The sequence below is a fragment of the Streptomyces sp. NPDC054841 genome (assembly GCF_053611045.1).
In genome coordinates, this window is the sequence record NZ_JBSGZO010000055.1 from 12,653 (window position 1) to 30,046 (window position 17,394).

19 protein-coding genes and 2 pseudogenes are annotated in these 17,394 nt (G+C 69.7%); 11 read left to right on the forward strand and 10 right to left on the reverse strand.

Features of this window, described 5'->3' with window-relative positions:
• Nucleotides 1-25: 25 nt before the first annotated feature.
• Complete coding sequence (locus tag ACWGI8_RS11020; RefSeq protein ID WP_453659852.1) at nucleotides 26-910, reverse strand: IS982 family transposase; 885 nt, start codon at nucleotides 908-910, stop codon at nucleotides 26-28.
• A gap of 173 nt (nucleotides 911-1,083) precedes the next feature.
• Between ACWGI8_RS11020 and ACWGI8_RS11025 the strand changes: the two genes are divergently transcribed.
• On the forward strand, nucleotides 1,084-1,494 hold the full coding sequence (locus ACWGI8_RS11025; protein ID WP_453659853.1) for a winged helix-turn-helix transcriptional regulator: 411 nt from the start codon (nucleotides 1,084-1,086) through the stop codon (nucleotides 1,492-1,494).
• Nucleotides 1,495-1,572: 78 nt separating this feature from the next.
• Here ACWGI8_RS11025 and ACWGI8_RS11030 read toward each other — a convergent pair.
• From ACWGI8_RS11030 to ACWGI8_RS11060, 7 genes and pseudogenes are all read right to left on the reverse strand, one after another.
• Nucleotides 1,573-2,007: pseudogene (locus ACWGI8_RS11030) on the reverse strand (IS5 family transposase); the annotation flags it as partial.
• Nucleotides 2,004-3,038, reverse strand: coding sequence for an IS630 family transposase (locus tag ACWGI8_RS11035; RefSeq protein WP_453659876.1), 1,035 nt, complete (start codon nucleotides 3,036-3,038; stop codon nucleotides 2,004-2,006). The gene ACWGI8_RS11035 and the pseudogene ACWGI8_RS11030, both read right to left, overlap by 4 nt.
• Nucleotides 3,039-3,129: 91 nt before the next feature.
• Nucleotides 3,130-3,530 (reverse strand): annotated as a pseudogene (locus ACWGI8_RS11040) (IS5 family transposase); the annotation flags it as partial.
• Between the two features lie 199 nt (nucleotides 3,531-3,729).
• On the reverse strand, nucleotides 3,730-5,166 hold the full coding sequence (locus ACWGI8_RS11045) for an amidase family protein (protein ID WP_453659855.1): 1,437 nt from the start codon (nucleotides 5,164-5,166) through the stop codon (nucleotides 3,730-3,732).
• Nucleotides 5,163-6,371 (reverse strand): MAB_1171c family putative transporter, encoded by a 1,209-nt coding sequence (locus ACWGI8_RS11050; RefSeq protein WP_453659857.1) that lies wholly within the window; start codon nucleotides 6,369-6,371, stop codon nucleotides 5,163-5,165. Before ACWGI8_RS11050 ends, ACWGI8_RS11045 begins: the two co-directional genes overlap by 4 nt.
• Nucleotides 6,368-6,880 (reverse strand): hypothetical protein, encoded by a 513-nt coding sequence (locus ACWGI8_RS11055; protein WP_453659859.1) that lies wholly within the window; start codon nucleotides 6,878-6,880, stop codon nucleotides 6,368-6,370. The genes ACWGI8_RS11050 and ACWGI8_RS11055 overlap by 4 nt, the downstream gene beginning before the upstream one ends.
• A gap of 36 nt (nucleotides 6,881-6,916) precedes the next feature.
• Entirely contained in the window at nucleotides 6,917-7,357 is a 441-nt protein-coding gene (locus ACWGI8_RS11060; protein ID WP_451175521.1) for a helix-turn-helix domain-containing protein, read from the reverse strand.
• A gap of 882 nt (nucleotides 7,358-8,239) precedes the next feature.
• Between ACWGI8_RS11060 and ACWGI8_RS11065 the strand changes: the two genes are divergently transcribed.
• The 8 genes from ACWGI8_RS11065 (at nucleotide 8,240) to ACWGI8_RS11100 (ending at nucleotide 15,118) form a co-directional block, all read left to right on the forward strand.
• On the forward strand, nucleotides 8,240-9,145 hold the full coding sequence (locus tag ACWGI8_RS11065; RefSeq protein ID WP_453659860.1) for a helix-turn-helix domain-containing protein: 906 nt from the start codon (nucleotides 8,240-8,242) through the stop codon (nucleotides 9,143-9,145).
• Between the two features lie 2 nt (nucleotides 9,146-9,147).
• On the forward strand, nucleotides 9,148-9,873 hold the full coding sequence (locus ACWGI8_RS11070; protein WP_453659861.1) for a zinc finger domain-containing protein: 726 nt from the start codon (nucleotides 9,148-9,150) through the stop codon (nucleotides 9,871-9,873).
• Nucleotides 9,874-10,034: 161 nt separating this feature from the next.
• Entirely contained in the window at nucleotides 10,035-10,676 is a 642-nt protein-coding gene (locus ACWGI8_RS11075; RefSeq protein ID WP_453659863.1) for a WhiB family transcriptional regulator, read from the forward strand.
• Nucleotides 10,673-12,256 carry a hypothetical protein gene (locus ACWGI8_RS11080; protein WP_453659864.1) on the forward strand — a complete coding sequence of 528 codons (1,584 nt, stop codon included), beginning with the start codon at nucleotides 10,673-10,675 and terminating at the stop codon, nucleotides 12,254-12,256. Before ACWGI8_RS11075 ends, ACWGI8_RS11080 begins: the two co-directional genes overlap by 4 nt.
• Complete coding sequence (locus tag ACWGI8_RS11085; RefSeq protein ID WP_055493674.1) at nucleotides 12,253-12,444, forward strand: hypothetical protein; 192 nt, start codon at nucleotides 12,253-12,255, stop codon at nucleotides 12,442-12,444. The genes ACWGI8_RS11080 and ACWGI8_RS11085 overlap by 4 nt, the downstream gene beginning before the upstream one ends.
• An 87-nt stretch (nucleotides 12,445-12,531) precedes the next feature.
• Entirely contained in the window at nucleotides 12,532-12,768 is a 237-nt protein-coding gene (locus tag ACWGI8_RS11090) for a hypothetical protein (RefSeq protein WP_453659865.1), read from the forward strand.
• The gene (locus tag ACWGI8_RS11095; RefSeq protein ID WP_453659867.1) at nucleotides 12,765-13,382 is read left to right on the forward strand and encodes a plasmid mobilization protein; all 618 of its coding nucleotides are present in this window, start codon (nucleotides 12,765-12,767) and stop codon (nucleotides 13,380-13,382) included. The genes ACWGI8_RS11090 and ACWGI8_RS11095 overlap by 4 nt, the downstream gene beginning before the upstream one ends.
• Complete coding sequence (locus ACWGI8_RS11100) at nucleotides 13,379-15,118, forward strand: relaxase/mobilization nuclease domain-containing protein (protein WP_453659869.1); 1,740 nt, start codon at nucleotides 13,379-13,381, stop codon at nucleotides 15,116-15,118. Before ACWGI8_RS11095 ends, ACWGI8_RS11100 begins: the two co-directional genes overlap by 4 nt.
• A 24-nt stretch (nucleotides 15,119-15,142) precedes the next feature.
• Here the strand turns inward: ACWGI8_RS11100 and ACWGI8_RS11105 are convergent, their stop codons facing one another.
• A complete protein-coding gene (locus ACWGI8_RS11105; protein WP_453659870.1) occupies nucleotides 15,143-15,361 on the reverse strand; it encodes a hypothetical protein in 219 nt (72 codons plus the stop codon).
• Nucleotides 15,362-15,549: 188 nt separating this feature from the next.
• On the opposite strand from ACWGI8_RS11105, the gene ACWGI8_RS11110 reads away from it, so the two are divergent.
• Together ACWGI8_RS11110 and ACWGI8_RS11115 are read left to right on the forward strand one after the other, a co-directional pair.
• The gene (locus tag ACWGI8_RS11110; protein ID WP_406108423.1) at nucleotides 15,550-15,993 is read left to right on the forward strand and encodes a hypothetical protein; all 444 of its coding nucleotides are present in this window, start codon (nucleotides 15,550-15,552) and stop codon (nucleotides 15,991-15,993) included.
• 79 nt (nucleotides 15,994-16,072) lie between these two features.
• Nucleotides 16,073-16,768: a hypothetical protein gene (locus ACWGI8_RS11115; RefSeq protein ID WP_453659872.1), complete on the forward strand. Its 696-nt coding sequence runs from the start codon at nucleotides 16,073-16,075 to the stop codon at nucleotides 16,766-16,768.
• A 101-nt stretch (nucleotides 16,769-16,869) separates the two neighbouring features.
• Here ACWGI8_RS11115 and ACWGI8_RS11120 read toward each other — a convergent pair whose 3' ends face one another.
• A complete protein-coding gene (locus tag ACWGI8_RS11120) occupies nucleotides 16,870-17,232 on the reverse strand; it encodes a hypothetical protein (RefSeq protein WP_453659874.1) in 363 nt (120 codons plus the stop codon).
• Nucleotides 17,233-17,394: the final 162 nt, after the last annotated feature.

Sequence of the window (17,394 nt, forward strand, 5' to 3'; positions counted from 1 at the left end):
CGCTAGATGAATGAGTCCGATGTGTTCAGTGGTCATAGGCGATCAGGGATCGTTTGATCTTGGCGCCGGTGGTCCAGTTGTGCCAGATGCCGGCTGCGAGGGCGAGGAGTCGTTGGCCGGTGCGGGCGAAGACTCCGGCGAGGGTTCTGCCGCCGTGTTGTTCCAGGCTGAGCTGGCCTTTGAGGGTGTCGAACACGGCCTCGATCCACTGACGGACACGGGCGAGGCGGCCGTGCCGGACGGGCTCGTCCTTCCGGTCGGGCCGCACCAGATGGATGCCGAGGCGCTCGGTGAGGAACGCCTCGAACTCCCGCCCGGCGAAGCCCTTGTCCGCGAGGATCACCTGACCGGTGCGGACGAGGTGGTGGTCGCGTTCCAGCAGTGCGGTCATCACCTCCCGTTCGCCGAGTTTCGGGTTTGCCAGGCACCAGGACACTGGCATGCCTTCGGCGGTGGTCAGCAGGTAGAGCCGGAATCCCCAGAAGAAGCGGGAGTGGCTGCGGCAGTAGCCGTATCCGGCGTGCCCGGCCAGGTCGGAGCGTTTGACGGTCTCGCGGGAGGCCGCGCAGGGCAGTGGCGTGGAGTCGATCAGCCGCAGGTCGTCGTGCCAGGTCGGCACCTGCCGGGCCAGGGCCTCGATCACCTGCGAGATGAGCGGACCGGCCGCGTTCAGGCGTTTGTTGTAGGCCGATTGCTGGGGCAGATAGCGGAAGAGGTGCCCCAGCCGGGCGTGTGCGAAGCGGATCCAGTGCCGGGCCGAGGGAAAGCCCAGCAGAACCTGGGCGACCGCGAGGCACAGCAGTTCGCCGTCCGTCAGTTTCGGGGGTCGCCCGATCCGGCGACGAGGGGCCACATGGTCGTCGATGAACACGTACAGTGCCGCCAGAAGGGCGTCCAGGTTTGTCGTCACACACGAGCCAACGGGCGCCCTTCGCCATGGTCGCGGCCAGCATAAACATCGGACTCATTCATCTAGCCGCGTGTATCTCACGTTAACATCTGGATAGGAAAAACAAAGCTAGGTAGGATGGGGCCGTGGCTACAACGAAGCTCCTCAGGTCCAGTTGCTCCATCGCTCGCAGCGTGGGCGTACTCGGCGAGCGCTGGACGTTACTCATCGTGCGGGAGGCTTTCCTGGGCGCCACCCGGTTCAGTGAGTTCAAGGAGCGGCTCGACGTCGCGCCCGACGTTCTCACAGCGCGCCTGGCCACGTTGGTGGAGTTCGGGGTCATGACTCGCGAGCCCTACCAGGAACCCGGTGCGCGTGGCCGCGATGCCTACGTCCTGACGCCGGCCGGCCGTGAGCTCGATGTCGTGCTCGGGGTCCTGCAGCAGTGGGGGGATCGCCACCTGCCGTGGGCCGCCGGCCCGACGATGGAGCGGGTGGCCGCCGAGACTGGCCTGGCTGTCCACGTCGGCTACATAGACGAGCGGGGCCGCGAGGTGCCGATCGAAGACGTCCGGGCTCTACGCACGGCCACCTACCCGCAATAGCCCCGGCGGTCACCCGTGGCGGCGGCCCGGGTGACCGTGACTCCGGCCCACCAACGCCCAAGGTTCTGTCGTCAAATGTCACGCCCACATCAGGAGTGATGCGAGGGCGACGGCCGCCTCGTAGGACTGGGCGGTCTTGTCGTAGCGGGTAGCGATGCCGCGCCACTGTTTCAGGCGGTTGAAGCACCGTTCCACGACGTTGCGGTTCTTGTAGACCCCACAGTCGAAGACGGGCGGGCGGCCACCGCGGCGGCCTCGCCGGGCCCGGTTGCCGACCTGGTCAGCCCGTTCGGGAATCGTGTGCGGGATGCCCCGGCGGCGGAGCCACGCGCGGATCGCCTTCGAGCTGTAGCCCTTGTCGCCCAGGACGTGATCGGGCCGGGTGCGGGGTCGTCCCGGTCCGATCCGGGGCACCCTGATCGCGTCCATCACGGTGGTGAACCGGGTGCAGTCGTTGGTGTTGCCGCCCGTGACGACGAAAGCGAGAGGCCGGCCCCGGCCCTCACAGGCTAGTGTCCTGAGTCGGAGATTCTTCGGCAGTAGGCGGCGACCTTGTCGAGGATTTCGTCGGCGGTCTTCGTCCAGGCGAACGGCCGGGGGTTGTCATTCCAGTCGGCGAGCCAGCTGCGGATGTCGCGTTCGAGCGCCTGGACCGAGCGGTGAACACCACGGCGGAGCTTCTTCGTGGTGAGTTCGGCGAACCACCGCTCCACCAGGTTCAGCCATGAGGAACCGGTCGGCGTGAAGTGCAGGTGGAAGCGCGGATGGCCGGCCAGCCACTTCTTGACAGCCGGCACCTTGTGGGTCACGTAGTTGTCCAGGATCAGGTGCACGTCGAGATCGCAGGGCACCTCACGGTCGAGCTTGATCAGGAACTTCTTGAACTCGGCCGCCCGATGCCGACGGTGCAGCGAGCCGATCACCTTGCCCGTTGCTGTGTCCAGGGCGGCGAAGAGGGTGGTGGTGCCCGCACGCACGTAGTCGTGGCTGCGGCGTTCGGGCACCCCGGGCATCATCGGCAGGACCGGCTGGGACCGGTCCAGGGCCTGGATCTGCGACTTCTCGTCCACACACAGCACCAACGCCCGCTCCGGCGGATCGAGATACAGGCCGACCACGTCGCGGACCTTGTCGACAAACAGCGGGTCCTTGGACAGTTTGAAGGTCTCGGCCCGGTGCGGCTGCAGGCCGAATGCCCGCCAGATCCGGGAGATCGCCGACTGCGACATGCCGGTGGCCGCCGCCATCGACCGGGTCGACCAGTGGGTGGCGTTCTTCGGTGTCTCCTCGAGTGTCTTGACGATCACCCGCTCGACATCCGCGTCGGTGATCTTCCGTGGGACACCCGGCCGTGGCTCGTCGCACAGGCCGTCCAGCCGACGTTCGAGGAAGCGCCGACGCCAGGTGCGGACCGTGTCGGCCGTGATCCGTAACCGCCGGGCGACCTCCGCGATCGCATGACCGTCCGCGCACTCCAACACGATCCGCGAACGCAATGCCAGCGACTGGGCACTCGAACGACGACGCACCCACGACTGCAACATCTCCCGCTCGGCATCACTCAGCACAACCGGCGGGATCTTCGGTCCAGGACGACTCACACCAGACCAACGACGAATCTCCGACTCAGGACACTAGGTGAATCTTGCTGGTCAGACCACCTCTGGACCGGCCGAGGGCCGGGTCTCGGAGCCCTCTTTTTGGGCCCCGGCCGCGTGCTGGTGGGCCCGGACGATCGTGGAATCGACGGACACCAGCCACTCGATGTCGCCCGCCGCGTCCGCCTTCGCCTGGGCGGCCCGCAGCATCCGGTCGAACGTCCCGCCCGCTGCCCATCTGCGAAAACGCGTATGCAGCGTGGCCCACGGACCATAACGCTCGGGCACATCCCGCCAGGCCGTCCCGGTCCGGAACTTCCACACGATCCCATTCAGGACCCTGCGGTCGTCCAGCCGCTTCCGCCCCCGCAATGACTCGGGCAGCAACGGCCGGATGAACTCCCACTCAGCATCGGACAGTTCATGGCGACGTATCACGACACCATGATCCACCAGCGGTGATCATTTGAAGACACCGCCTAGTGGCCTCTGCGGTCGCAGAGGAGGAGAAGCTCGCAGCCACGTCCGTGCGAGTGAACGGCTCGTCACGGGCCCCGCGAGGTGTTCAACGGCTCCCGGGACCGCCGCTGGATCCCGAACACGGACCGGACCGGACTCATCCCTCTGACTGCTGGCATCAGAAGCTGAGTCCCCCGGCCGTCTCTCCAAGGAGCGACGCCAGGTCTTCGGCCACGGCAAGTAGGGTCCGGTCCGAGTACGCAGGTCCCACGAGCTGCACGCCGATCGGGAGGCCGTCCGCGTTTCGCGCGACGGGCATGACCAGGCTGGGCAGACCAACGTGGCTGGTGAGGTTGGCCCAGCCTGTCTGGTCGAAGAAGCTCCGCTCGACGCCGTCGACCGTGAGAGCGCGGGTGCCGGCCGGGATCGCCGCGGTGGGAGCGGCGGGGGTGATGAGGACATCGTGCTCGGCGTCGACGAAGAACCGGTGCCACGTCTCCCGAAGCCGGAGGCGCTCCTCGTTGGCGCGGAGCCAGGCGCGGTGTGTCTGCGTTCGGTGGCGGAGGAAGGTGGCTCGCGGGCTCGCGTCGTCCTCTTGCAGGTCACGCGCCGCCGCGAGTTCGGCCGCGCTGGCTTCGTGGTCGGTGGCGGCCGTCGCGGTGGCGTGGAGGAGCTGCTCGAAAAGGCGGAGAGAGTCGGCGAAGTCGACCGGTCCCGCTGTGCGGATGACGTGCGTGCCCGCGGAGGCCAGTGCCTGCTCGACGGCGGCGAGAGCAGCTGCGGTTTCACGGTCGACGGGGCAGCTCGCGTCCTCAGCCCACACCGCTACCCGGAGCTGGCCGACTGCGCGGCGCGCCGAAGACAGCTTCACGAGCCAGGGGCTGTTCTCGGCGGGTGACGGTGTCGTCAGCGCGTCGAGGAGTAGGTCAAGGTCGCGGGGGTGGCGGGCCAGGGGGCCGGGGGTGACCATATCGCTGCTGGTGATCCATCCCGGCGGGCGGGGGATGTGGCCGCGAGCCGGGACGAGTCCATGCGTAGGGCGCAGGCCGTAGACGCCGCAGTAGTGCGCCGGAAGCCTCAGTGAGCCAGCGAGGTCGCTGCCGAGGTCGGCGGGAGTCAGGTGGGCGGCGACTGCGGCGGCGGGGCCGCCGGAGGAGCCACCGGCAGTGCGCTCAGGATCGTGGGGGTTGAGCGTGGGGCCGAACAGACTGTTGTCGGTGTGCAGGTCCTGGCAGTACGCCGGCGTATTCGTCTTGCCCATGATCACGGCGCCTTGATGGCGAAGACGGGCGACCGCATCGGCGTCCCGTGCGGGTACGTGACCCGCCAGGTCCTCGGCGCCGCTGGTAGTGCGCAGGCCGGCCGTCTCGAAGCTGTCCTTGATCGTGAGGGGAAGACCGTCGAAGGTTCCCCTGGTTTCGTTGCGGGCGCGACGTTCGTCTGCTGCTCGCGCGGCGGTCCGGGCCGCGTCGTCGTCGCGGGTGACGACGGCGTTGACGTGGCTGGCATCGATGCGGTCGAGATGGAGGTCGAGCAGCTCGCGGCTGGAGATCTCGCGGCGGTCCAGGGCCTGGAGCTGGACGTGGGCGGGCTTGTGGGTGAGGTCGGTCGTCATGCGGAGACTCGCTCAAGGTGGGGGGCTTGTGCGGGCTGGCGGGGCAGGTGGCGAGCGACGTCGAGGAGGGCGTCGATGTCGTCCATGGGCCGGCTGGTCTGGCGTTCAGAGTCGGCGAATTCGGTGAGCTGGTCGGGCGCTGGGCGGGCGCCTTCGGCCCTCGCGGCGATTCCAGCGAGGATCTGGTCGGCCGTGACGGCGGCAGACAGCTCCTGGCCGTGGAGTCCTCGGGCCCGGTGGTGGGCTTCGCTGGCCTCGCGGACAGCGGCGTCGAGGTATTGGCGGATCACGAACCGGCCGTCCCGGATCTCGACTGCTCGGCGGTAGAGCCGGATCGAGATGCGGCGGAAGCGACGCCTCTGGGCCGGGTCGACTCGGTCGATCGGCAGCTCGATCTCGGGCGCTTCGCTGTAGAACGCCAGCCACAGGGGACGCAGGCCGTAGTAGCTGCGGTACACCTTGATCCGGAACTGGACGCTCTGGGCCTGGTCGCTGATGGTGGGCACGAGCCAGCCGATGAGCGTGAGCATGGCGCCGACATCGCCGCAGGTCCAGGCGAAGCCCTCCCAGCCTGCGAGGGAGGTGTCGAAGGCGCCAGCGATCACGTTGCCGATGCGGACCGCGCTGTACCCGAGGGTGACGGTGGCCCCGAGGGCGACGATGCGCAGGCCGTAGCGGACGGACCCGCGGATGTTGCGGCCGGCCAGGCGCCAGCAGGCGCGGGCGAGGAACAGCTCGCCGATGGTGTAGGCCGTGACGTACAGGGTGAGGTACGCGGCATACCAGTCGTCGTGCGCGTAGTACAGCGTGAAGTCGATCGGATGCGACGCGCTGGGCGTCAGCAGGGCGAACAGCGCCAACAGTCCGGCGATCACCGCGAAGCCGGCCCCGAGCCACCGGCGACTCCGCCGGCGGGCGACATCGGGCGGGGATCCCCAGTACGTGAGGACCACCTGCTGACAGGCCAGGAGCGCGACCACGCAGCCTTGCGCGAGGGGCACGGAGAGGTTGACGGTGCCGAGGACTCGGTCGAGGTAGTTCCACATCGGCGTGATGGAGAACAGGAACGACAGTCCTGACAACAGGAAGACGGCTGCCAGCGCGGTGGAGGCCGGGTCTCGGCGGCGGGTCGGCACGTCCCGCAGGAGGCAGAGGAAGCCGAGCGTGGCGACGACGAGGCTGATCGGATGGAGCAGGTCCTTCACGTCCGGGCCTCCCGTCGGCGCAGCAGCGTGTGCGTGACCCGGTCCTGCACCTCGTCTCCGGAGGACTCATCGCTGCGCAGCCACCGGTCGATGATCCGGCGCTGGAGCAGCGAAGCGAGGAGTTCGGTGTCCCGTTCCTCGTCCTCCTCGTACTTGGTACGCCCCAGCATCATCTGCACGGTGGCCGGATCCACGCTGGTGATGAAGGACGGAGCCAGCGCGGACACCGGCCGGTTCTCATGGTGACCGAGCAGGAGGTGGCTGAACTCGTGGGCGATGATGTGGTCTTGGTGCAGGGAGCTGGTCCGCGGGTCGTAGAACACGTGGACAGCACTCTCCGTGACGGCGCACGCCCCGCACACCGAGGGTGCCTGCTCCCGGGCCTCTAGGACCACCTTCCGTCCCATGCGGCGAGAGACCTCGTCGCTGAGATCGCGGATATTGATGACGTCCGGGAGCTTCAGCTCGGCCAGGAGGTCAGGCTGGCGGAGCCTACGTGCAGACCACATTGGTTTTCCTTGATCACTTACTGAACTAAGCCCGTTTTACACGCCAGTTGAGGGCGGCAGCCCCTCGGATTTTCGTACGCTCTCGACAATCCCCAGGACGGCGTCTTTTCCGTCCGCAGAGACGTCGGATAGGCGAAGAAGAACGTTTTTGATCTTCGCGTCGCGAAGCAGCGCGAGCAACTCAAGCTCCTGCACGGTCTTTTCGGCGACGGCATCGTCGAACCAATAGGCGGGATCCACGCCGAAAAACCCTGCGAGCGCTTCGAGATGACGCTTCGTCGGGTTATCTCGCTGCCCCGTCCGCAGGAGCCACAGGTACTGGGCCGACAGCTTGCCCAGGCCCCGTTTCTCCATCAGTTCGGCCACTTCGGCGTTGCTGAAGGGGCCGCGATCGGGTGGGTGCACCGTGTCGAACAGGCGGTTTAGGCGGTCCATGAGCCCCTTGGGGTTCACCTGACCTTCGGTGGACTCTTTCATGATCCTTTCCTGGGTGGACTTCGTAGCAACTTCAACCACCCTACCCCGCCATAAACACCAGTTGACGGGTTGATCCCCCATATGGAAAGTTCTTCCTCACCAGCACGTTTCCGTGTGGCACGCACCGCCCGTTTCAGGTCGGCCTGTCCGTTTCTACCGGCAGGAGCACGCCGGACGACGTGGCGCAAGCCACATTCACCCAGCGACATACGTCACGTCTGGCCCGCAAAACTTTGATCCTCGACCAGAAAGCGCGGAGGCGACAGTGGAAACACCTCATCCACATCGCATTTCCGCCGCGGAGGACATCAGACACTCGTTCCAATTCGGATACATTGACACGATCTCGGCAGTCGGGGCAACCGCGGCAACGGTGCTCCTCGACGCCGGAGGGCGGCCCGCGCCTAGCCCCACAGGCGGCTCCGGCGGCAGATCATGCGGTGACTCTCTGCAACCAGTACAGAGTTTAAGAACCAAGTCTGGATCTTGACACGGGTCCGTGCGTATGTTCGTCGTCCCCGGGCAGCCCGCCTGCGACGACGGACGTAAGGAGCCCGCGAGCACGGACCGGACCGAGTAGGTCCCGTAAAACAGCGACGGCGCCCGAGAGCGGTAACTCCCGGACGCCGAACGCTAAGCGGCACGTCCGCCCCGGCAAGGGCGGAGATTGCCCACCATCACCACGCTGAGTCCTTCCAGGGGCGCACCAGCGTGGCAACACTGCAAAGGGGAGTATCGCATGTCTCCTGCCCTGCGCGAAAGGCCCTTCCGCCTGGCCTGCGCGGCAGCAACCTCCGTCTCGGCGCTTCAGCGCCCCGAGCCGGACCACACCATCCCGGCCCCAGCGAACCGCCGGCACCGCCCGCTCATCGGGAGCGGCCGATGAGCAGCGAAGCCCGCGAGTGGGTGTGGGAGCACAGCTCCAGCCGGGGAGCGGCGCGCCTGGTCCTGCTCTCGATTGCCGACCGGGTGGCCGACGAGCAGTGCGTCTCCTGGGCCTCGCTGTCCAGCCTGGCCAAGCGCACGCGCGCTTCCGTGTCCACGGTGCGCGAGGCCATCGACCGCCTGGTCGACGCCGGTGAGCTGGAGCAGCTCGACGACCTCCTCGGCCCTCAGCGCAGCACGGTCTACCGCCTGCCTCTCGCCGCCGTAGCGGTCGCGCAGGCTCTGCGAGCGCAGCAGCAGGGCGAGGAGGGGGACAGCGACACGGCAGCGTCAGACGAGCCCGCTGTCCCTCTGAAACTCCGGCTCTCAGCTCTGCGTCGATTCGGAATCCGTCCGCGTGAGGTGCCGGATTCCCCCGCGAGGGTCCGGAAACCGGCAGTACCGGAAACCGGCAGGTCCCGACGGAAACCGGCACCTCGACGTACCGGAAACCGGCACAGCGATGTACCGGAAACCGGCACACAGAACCGTAGTGAACCTGATTTGAACCGGAGGTACAGCAGTGGTGTTGCGGCTGTCACCTCGGCTGCCGAGTGGCAGGTCGACCCAGCCACCCACGCCTGGACCCGCCAGCAGGGACACATCAATCGCCTCGGCGAGGAGGGTCTGCAGGCGGCCGACGCGAAGTGGCGTGCCCACCGCGCCGACTTCAAGCCGAGGCCGGCGGATGCCTGGGCTGCCGACTGGCGCTCCTGGGTCGCCCGAGAGCACGCCCCCAGTCGCCCGAACCTCTACGCCGTACCCGGCAAGGGTCCGGCTGCACCCGGCGGCATGACCCGGGCCGAGGCCCACACCGCCGCTCTCCTCGCCGCCCTCGACGAGCCGACCGGAACAGAGGGCTGACCGTGGACCGCCGCGAAATCGCCGCCCTGCTGGCTTACATCGGCCGGCTCGACCCCCGCACCATCCGCACCGACCAGGGCGAGGCCCGCGACCAGCTCGCCCAGTGGCACGAGCTGCTCGGCGACGTGCCAATGGCTACCCCGCACGGCTGGGACGCCCGCGTCGCCGCCCGCCAGCACATCCGCACCTCGCCGTACCAGATCCTGCCCGCGGACGTCGCCCGTCCCTGGGAGAGCTACCGGCGCGACCGCCTGGCCCGGCACTCCGACCCCACGCCGTCCGTCGACCCGGACGACCAGGCCGCCTGGACCGCCGAGCTGGTCGGCACCCGACGCGCCGTCGCCGCCGGCACCGCGCAGCCCGCACAGGCCCGGGCGATCACCACCGGTCGCGACGGAATCGACCCGAAGCTGGCGTCCCGGCTGCGGGAGATCGGCTCCTGCATACCGCCCGCCGCCCGTTCCGCCCTCGCGCCCTACCGGCCAGCGCGAGCAGCTCGTGAGGCCGCCGTCGCGCAGGGGCTGCCCGACGCTCTGAGCGTCCGGTGCGAGTGGTGCCTGGCCCAGCCCGGCGAGCCGTGTCGTCGCCGCCGGATCGGCCCCGACGGCGGAGCACGCGGGACCGCCCCGCGCGCCACCCCGCACCCCGGCCGCCTCGACCTCGCCGCCGCCCAGCAGGCCCAGCAAGCCCAGCCGAGCGAGCAGGTCCAGCAGCCCGCCATGGCCTGACCGGCGCATCCGGCACGTGCACCCCGTCCGGTGCACCGCCACCCAACACCACCGTCCCGCCCCGGCTGCGGCGCACGCCCTCGCGCCGCAGCCGGCACCCGACGCCGCATCCGCCCAGCACCGCCCCAGCCGGCCGACGCGGCAGCACATCGGAGACCCCCTTGCGCCACATCACCACCCACGACGCGCCGGCCACCGGCCTGCGCGGCATCGGAGACACCAGCTGGCACACCCGCGGAGCGTGCCACGGCATGGACGTCGAGGACGCCGACGCCGTCTTCTTCCCCGGGCCCCGGGACCACGAGGACATCGCCGAGGCGAAGGAACTGTGCGGCTGGTGCCCGGTACGCCGCGACTGCCTCGACTTCGCCCTGGAGAACGTCCTCAAGGAGGGCATCTGGGGCGGCCTCACCGAAGCCGAGCGGCGCCCCCTGCACGACGGACTGCCCCAGCGCCTCGACTACCGGCGCGTGACGGCCTTCTTCCAGGGACGCGACGTGCACCTGACCGAGGCCGAGCGGCAGGTTGTCATCGACCACGCCTACGTACGCGGCTGGCGGCCCGACCGGCTCGCCGCTGCCCTGCAGATCAGCCACAAGCACGCCCGTGACCTGCTCCGGCAGGCGGCCAACAAGGTGTTCGACCGCGACCGCACCTACTGCGTGCCGAGGCCCAAGAAGAAGCGGACGAAGACCACTCCGGCAGCAGGGGGCCCCGCGCCCGCCGCACCCGGCACACAGCAGCCGGTAGCCCGCCCGGCAGCGTCGACTCCGGCGCCCGCCCCTCTCGGAAAGGCCGCATGACCCACCCCGTCCTGGCCCTGAGCGCCGCTCCGGATCTCCCTCTCCTCCTCGCCGGCGTGCCCGCCGCCCTCGTGCTGGTGCTGACCGCCTGGGCGTTCCGGCGCCGAGGAACCCGCCCGCAGAAGCGTCTCGGCGGCCCGGCGGTCAAGGTCGCCGCCCTTGCCGCACTCGGCTGCACCGCCTACAGCGCCGACACGAGCTGGCGCTTCGCCGCCGACTACCTCGACATGGCCGGCACCGCAGAGCGAGCCGGCATGTTCGCCGCGGCCGAACTGGCGCTCTTCGCGACCGCGCTGATGGCACGGCAGAACCTGGCCACCCAGGGCGCCCCCGGCCTGCCGGGCACGCTGGTCTGGGTGATCACCGGCGTGCAGGTGATCCCCGCCTACGCCGAGAGCGGCCCTGTCGGCGGCACGGTCCGGGCCTTCGTCGGGCCGGTCATGGCAGCGATGCTGTGGCACCTCGCCATGGGAATCGAGCTGCGCCTGCGGACCCCGGGCGCCGCCTCCCACGGACTGATCGCCGTCCTGGGCAGGGAAGTGCGCGAGCGGCTGCTGTCCCGCCTCGGCATCTCCGCGCGAGACCGCGACGCCGCGCAGATCACCCGGGACCGAGCCACCACCCGCGCGGTCGCCCTGGCCGCCCGTCTCGCCGAGCGCACACCCGAGCAGCAGCGGAGTCGGAGCGGCCGTCGGCTCACCCGGCGCCTGTCGAAGGCGGTCGGCAGGGCCTCGGTCGGGACCGACGCCCGCCAGCGCGCGCAGCTGCTCGACCAGCTCGCCGCCCGCCGGCACGCCCTCGCGCTCGCTACGGTCCCGCTGCCCTCTCCCTGGTCCCCGGTGCACAGCACCGCCACGGCAACCGCAGTCCCCTCGCAGCCGCCCTCGAAAGCGCCGGTCCCCGTAGCCGGTCCCGACGAGTCGGGCGGGGACCGGGGACCGTGCAACCCGAGGGGACCGGTCCCCGAAATCGCAGACTCGACGGAGTCGTCAAGCGCGGGGACCGAAGGCGACGACGCAGGGGCCGGCGTGGGGACCGAGGCCCCAGAAAGGGACGCGGTCCCGGGGATCGGTCCCGCCGATTCGGAAGCCTCGGCGGGGGACGCCGGAAGCGTGGGGACCGACCTTCCTGCGCGAGGAGTACCTGCTCAGGGCCCTGATTCGCATCGGGGACCGATCGACACCGAGTCGGGGACCGAACCCACCGGGGACCGGGGACCGACCGACACCAACACGGGGACCGAACCCACCGGGGACCGGGGACACGAGGTCCCCCTCCGGCGGAAGACGACCACGAAGACCAGGACGAAGAACAAGGGGAAGCACGGCCGGTCCCGCACCCCGCAGACACAGCGCCCGCCACGCGAGCCGGAGCAGTCGGTGGACCAGCTCGTCCAGCAGGTCCGCCCCCACGTCCCCGCCCTGCTCGAGCGGGACGGCAACGAGTCCGTCACCCGAGTCCAGCTGCGGGAGATCCTCCGCCGCGAGGGCCTGAAGGGCGGCCGGAACGACCGGCTGAGCCTCGTCCTCCAGGAACTGCGGAGCGACGACACCACCAAGACAAGGAGCACCGCCCGATGAAGACCTGCCACCAGTTCGACACCGTCCGCGCGGAGTACGAGCGGGAGATCGGCTTCATGCTCGCCCACTCCAAGCGGCACGAAGGCAGGCCGGCGGCGAAGTCCAGCGCAAAGCAGGCTGCCTCGACGAAGCAGCGGATGGCCCGGGCGCTCAACAGCCACGTCGGGCGCTGCCCCGAGTGCGGCTGAACCGACAAAACCCCAGCTCAACGCCCCTATCCGCAACAGGTGGCCCGGCTCCGTGCCGGGTCACCGTCCCGCTTAAGGAGGTACGCCGTGATTCCGCGTCCCCCTCGTTCATCCGAGCCCACCGCCGCCGAGGCCAGCGCCTGGGCGGACGTCCTGGTCCGTCGGCGACTTCTGCACGCCGCTGTCCTCACGCCGACCGGCCAGTGGCTCGTCCAGGACCACCCCTACGAGCCCGTCCGCGTCCTCACGGGACCGGCCGACGTCCTCGCGCTGGCCGCGACGATCCAGCACCACACCCGCTCCACGAGGTCCGAATCCCGATGACGAACCCCACTCAGAACGGCAACACCCCGGAACCTGATCCCGACTCCAACTCGGTCTCGGGGCGAGCAAGATGGAGGTTCGGACACTCCCCCGAGGGGGCAGTGTCCGAACCCGTCCCCGCCCCTGGGGTGGCGGGGCCCGACTGGCACCAGGGGGCGCCAGTCGGGAAGACTGCGACCGAGGGCGGATCGCAGCCAAAAGCTGCCCACAAGGGGCGGCCGAAGGGGCGAGCACGTCCGCGCGACAAGAAGCAGCGTCGCGCGCACAGCGTCCGCCTCAACCCGTCCGAACTCGCTCTCATCCAGGCCGGAGCAGACGCCGCCGGTATGAGCGTGGCGGGGTTCCTCGCCTACGCCGGGCTAGCCATGGCCCGCGACCAGTCCCGTACCGCCGTCGCCATCGCCACCGAACGCGACGTGCTCACCGAACTGTTCGCGATGAGGCGGCAGCTCGGCTGGGCCGGCAGCAACCTCAATCAAGCCGCCAAGATCCTCAACTCCGGCGGTGACGTTCCCCAGCTGACCCAAGTGATGGCCGACGTCCACCGAGCGGCCGACGCGGTGAGGATGGCTGCCGACAAGGTAGCCAACCGGCAGGCAGACGAGGCGCCTTGATTCCACAGATCCACAAGCAGGGCAGCCACACCCTGGGCCTGCTGTACTACCTCTACGGCAAGGGAACCCACGAGGAACACGTCGATCCACATCTCGTCGCCTCCTTCGACGGCATATCGCCTGACCCCGGACGCGATGCGACAGCTACCAAGAAGGATCTCGGGCAGCTGCTCGACCAGCCCCTCCATCTCCTTGCCGCGGATCAACGCCCCGACAAGCACGTGTGGCACTGCTCGGTGCGTGCTGCGCCCGACGACCCGATCCTGACCGACGACCAGTGGGCGGACATCGCGCGTCGCATCGTCGCCGCCACAGGGATCGACCCGCGCGACGGCGCGGGCTGCCGCTGGGCCGCCGTGCGGCACGCTGACGACCACATCCACATCGTTGCCACCCTCGTGCGCGAAGACGGCCGACGCCCCGACCACCACCGATCCGGTAAACGGGCGCAAGCCGAAGCCCGTCTCATCGAGAAGGAACTCGGGCTCCGGCAGGTCGCCCCCGGCGACGGCACCGCCGCACAGCGGCCCACCAGTGCCGAACGGCACAAGGCCGAACGCCAGGGTCGCGAGCGCACCGCCCGCGAGGAGCTGCGCGAGACGGTACGGCGCGCGGTGTCCGGTGCGAGGAGTGACGAGGAGTTCTTCGACCGGCTCGCCGCCGCCGGCCTCCTGATCCGTAAGCGCGCCGCGCCCTCCGGAGACCTCCTCGGATACAAGGTCGCTCTGCCCGACGACCTGAACAAGGACGGCGAGCCGGTGTTCTACCCCGGCGCGCGCCTGGCCCCCGACCTGTCGCTGCCCCGCATCCGGGAGCGCTGGTCCGGCGACACCGGGCCCGATCCGACTCCACGGCAGGAGGACACGGTCCGTACGGGGCCCGGCACTCCGGCCTCCGCCCGCCGCAGGACGGCATCGGCCGCGTGGCAGGCCGTGCTCATCGTCGAGCACGGCGACGACGCGGTCGCCGCCGCCCACATCGCCGCCGCCGGCGAGGTCCTGGACGCGCTCGCGAAGACCTCCGCCGCGCACACCCGCCGCGAACTGCGAGACGCCGCAACAGCGTTCGAGCGGGCCTCCCGCTCCCACGTACGCGCCGTACGCGGGCACGACCGCGCGCTGCGGCAGGCCGCCCGCGACCTCGTCCACGGCGGGCCCGCCCTCGGTCGTGGTGAGGACGGTGCCACCACCGCGATGGCGATCGACATGCTGTTCTTCCTCATCACCGCCGCTGCCCACTGGCACGCGAGAAAGGGCCACGCCCAGCAGACCGAAGCCGCCGCCCAGGCCGCCGAGCACCTGCGCACCGCCTACCAGGCCGCCGCCGCCCAGCCGCTCGGCGTGCTCTACCAGCGAGGCCGACGTCTGAGCCGGCCGGTGCTCCAGCGCCAGACCGTGCTGCTGCGCGAAACGCTGCCCCAACTCGCCGAGCAGATCCTCGCCGAGCCCGGCTGGTACGCACTGGCCGCAACCATCGCGGAAGCCGAAGCCGCTGGCCACGATCCGGCCGCTCTTCTGTCCGACGCGGTAGAGCGTCGCGAACTCGACACCGCGGACTCGGTGAGCGATGTACTGGTGTGGCGGATGCGGCGGACAGCCGATCTGCCCGCCGACGCCTCAAGCCTGCCCGAGACCAGCACCGCTGGGGTCCAGTCCGCAACACGCAGGACGACGACCAGGCCCTCCGCACCCGGACGTCGCCGCAGCGGAGAGGAGACATCGAGCAAGACCCGGTGAGCCCTGCCGAGTGCCGGGGCGGTATCAGCGCACCACCGAGACCAGGGACACCGCCACCGCCCCGCACGCGACCCACAGCATGGCCATACGCCACACCGGCCCTCGACGGAGTGCAGGCCCGCGCTGTGGGGTGCGGGCGCCGGAGCACGCGCAGGAGGGAAGGGAATGGCGCAGGTGCGGCGAGTCGAGGCAGTAGGCGCCGCGCAGTTGGGCGGCGGGAAAGGACGAGATGTGTTCGGGCACACCGTGGCAACGTCACTCTTCCGCTCGGAGACACGCGCCGTGGCCAACTCGTCATCCTCCGGCCTCGGGAGGCGAGCAACTGCCCGATGACCTGCCCGAAGGTGACTGTGGACTTTGTGAATTGAAACCGCCAGAGGCGTAGTGCACGATCATGAAGCGAGCAGGACGAGGCAAAGGAGGACGCCAGGGTGTTTCACCGAATACGCCGCCGGGCCAAGGAGCCCAGCGAGGCGCAGCGCCAGTTCGCCGAGCTGCATGCGCGGCTGCAGAATCAGGTCCCGCCCGGGTTCGGGGTGCCACCGGTCGAGCCGGAGCGCACCGAGCCGACCACCGTGGTGGACGACTTCCTTCCGCCGGAGCTGCGGGTGCCCAGCCACGACCAGGTCGACGGCAAGATGATGCCGTGGAAGCAGCCGCTCGTCCTCGATGGTGAGATGGTCGCCTGCGCCGAGTGCGGCGCGTATCGGGACTGGCTCATCCTCTCCACGCGCGACCAGATCTGGCTGCGCTGCCGGGTCGGCCACCAGCAGCAGGAGACCAGACTCGACACCGCCTGGTTCAACCGGAACTTCGGGCCGGCAGACGCGACGCACGCCACGTTCGAGGACTGCCTGCGCCACCTCGGGCACTGACCCCCACTCCTACGACCCCACCGGGCCCGCGGGCCCGCACTGACCACCCGTCGCCTAGCACCAAGGGGTCAGTTCCGTCATGCGCGTTCGCGTCGCCACCACCGCCCTCGGCATCACCGCCGCCCTCCTCGCCGTGCCCGCCTGCTCCACCAACGCCGCCGGCACCAAGCCCGACACCGCTCCCTCCGCCCGAACTGGGAAGCCGGCCGACGCAGCCCAGCAGGCTGTTCCGCTCGCGTCGGCATCGCTGGAGACCCGCCTGCTCGACCAGAGCGACCTCGGCAGCGGCTACCTGCGCAAGCCCGAGCGCCCCACCCAGAACGACGACGTCACCGTCATCGGCTGCCCGGCCCTGAGCGAGCTGGGCGGCGACGCGGCGATCGGCGGCACCCTCACCTTCCCGCACAAGGCGAAGGCGTCCTTCACCTATGGCGGCAGCTCCTCGGAGGTCTCCGAGGAGCTGTACAGCGACAACGTGGAGAAACTGTCCGGCGGCATCGACCGGATCTTCGACGCCATGACCGGCTGCCCGACCTATCAGGTCGTAGCGGGCGGCACCCCGATCGACATGGCCTCGCAAAAGCTGCCCGCACCCCGCGGCCTCGGTGACGAGCAGTGGAGCCAGCTCTTGACGTTCTCCACAGGGGGACGGAACACCGTGGTCAAGCAGACCGCGATCCGCGACGGCAGCCTGCTGCTGATCGTTTCCGGCTCCCCGGCCCTCGTCGACCGCCACCTCGGCAAGGCCCTCGCCAAGGCCACGGCGACGAGCTGACCTGCCCGCCCGCCATGCCGCTACCCCCGACCACGGTGGTCGGGGGCAGCAGCGCGTTACTGGCCGACCCGCTGAGCGGCACGAGCAGCTTGGCCTGACACTCAGGCTCGAACCTGTCCGGGCTGTACGTAGAGCACGTTCGGGCTGTGACTGTGAGGCCCATAGCCGCTGGAAGCATTGACGAGTAGACACGCGCCTGCGGGAACGTGCCAGTTCCAGAACCAGGCATCCTGTTGCCGACCGGTGTCGCACCAGGTCACGACGGCCTTCGAGCCACGGCGTCCGTGCTGATAGACCCGCGTGACCTGGAGAAGTTGCCCTTGCCCGGAACTCCGGTGCCGCTGGAATGCCTGCCACTGAGCCGCGAGGGCGGCCGTGCGCTTGCGACGTGAACGGACCGACAGCGCGACCGTCACGGCGACGACGAGAGCGATGGCGACAAGGACGCCAGGGCTGGGGTGCATTGCCGCATCCTGCATCGTGCCGTCACAGGGTGGCAAACCCCTCGGGGACGCCGAAGACCGGCCGCCCGGCGACAGCGCCTCACGCCGGGCCGGTCCTCCCGACTGCCGTAGTGCACAACGGCGATTACGGCTCTGGAAGCAAAAAGCCCGGCCCCTCCAAAC

Excerpts from the sequence above, each read along its gene's own strand:
- ACWGI8_RS11035 (WP_453659876.1), bottom strand. The coding sequence starts at position 3,038 with ATGTTGCAGTCGTGGGTGCGTCGTCGTTCGAGTGCCCAGTCGCTGGCA.
- ACWGI8_RS11045 (WP_453659855.1), bottom strand. The coding sequence starts at position 5,166 with ATGACGACCGACCTCACCCACAAGCCCGCCCACGTCCAGCTCCAGGCC.
- ACWGI8_RS11055 (WP_453659859.1), bottom strand. The coding sequence starts at position 6,880 with ATGTGGTCTGCACGTAGGCTCCGCCAGCCTGACCTCCTGGCCGAGCTG.
- ACWGI8_RS11060 (WP_451175521.1), bottom strand. The coding sequence starts at position 7,357 with ATGAAAGAGTCCACCGAAGGTCAGGTGAACCCCAAGGGGCTCATGGAC.
- ACWGI8_RS11065 (WP_453659860.1), top strand. The coding sequence starts at position 8,240 with ATGAGCAGCGAAGCCCGCGAGTGGGTGTGGGAGCACAGCTCCAGCCGG.
- ACWGI8_RS11080 (WP_453659864.1), top strand. The coding sequence starts at position 10,673 with ATGACCCACCCCGTCCTGGCCCTGAGCGCCGCTCCGGATCTCCCTCTC.
- ACWGI8_RS11085 (WP_055493674.1), top strand. The coding sequence starts at position 12,253 with ATGAAGACCTGCCACCAGTTCGACACCGTCCGCGCGGAGTACGAGCGG.
- ACWGI8_RS11095 (WP_453659867.1), top strand. The coding sequence starts at position 12,765 with ATGACGAACCCCACTCAGAACGGCAACACCCCGGAACCTGATCCCGAC.
- ACWGI8_RS11115 (WP_453659872.1), top strand. The coding sequence starts at position 16,073 with ATGCGCGTTCGCGTCGCCACCACCGCCCTCGGCATCACCGCCGCCCTC.
- ACWGI8_RS11120 (WP_453659874.1), bottom strand. The coding sequence starts at position 17,232 with ATGCACCCCAGCCCTGGCGTCCTTGTCGCCATCGCTCTCGTCGTCGCC.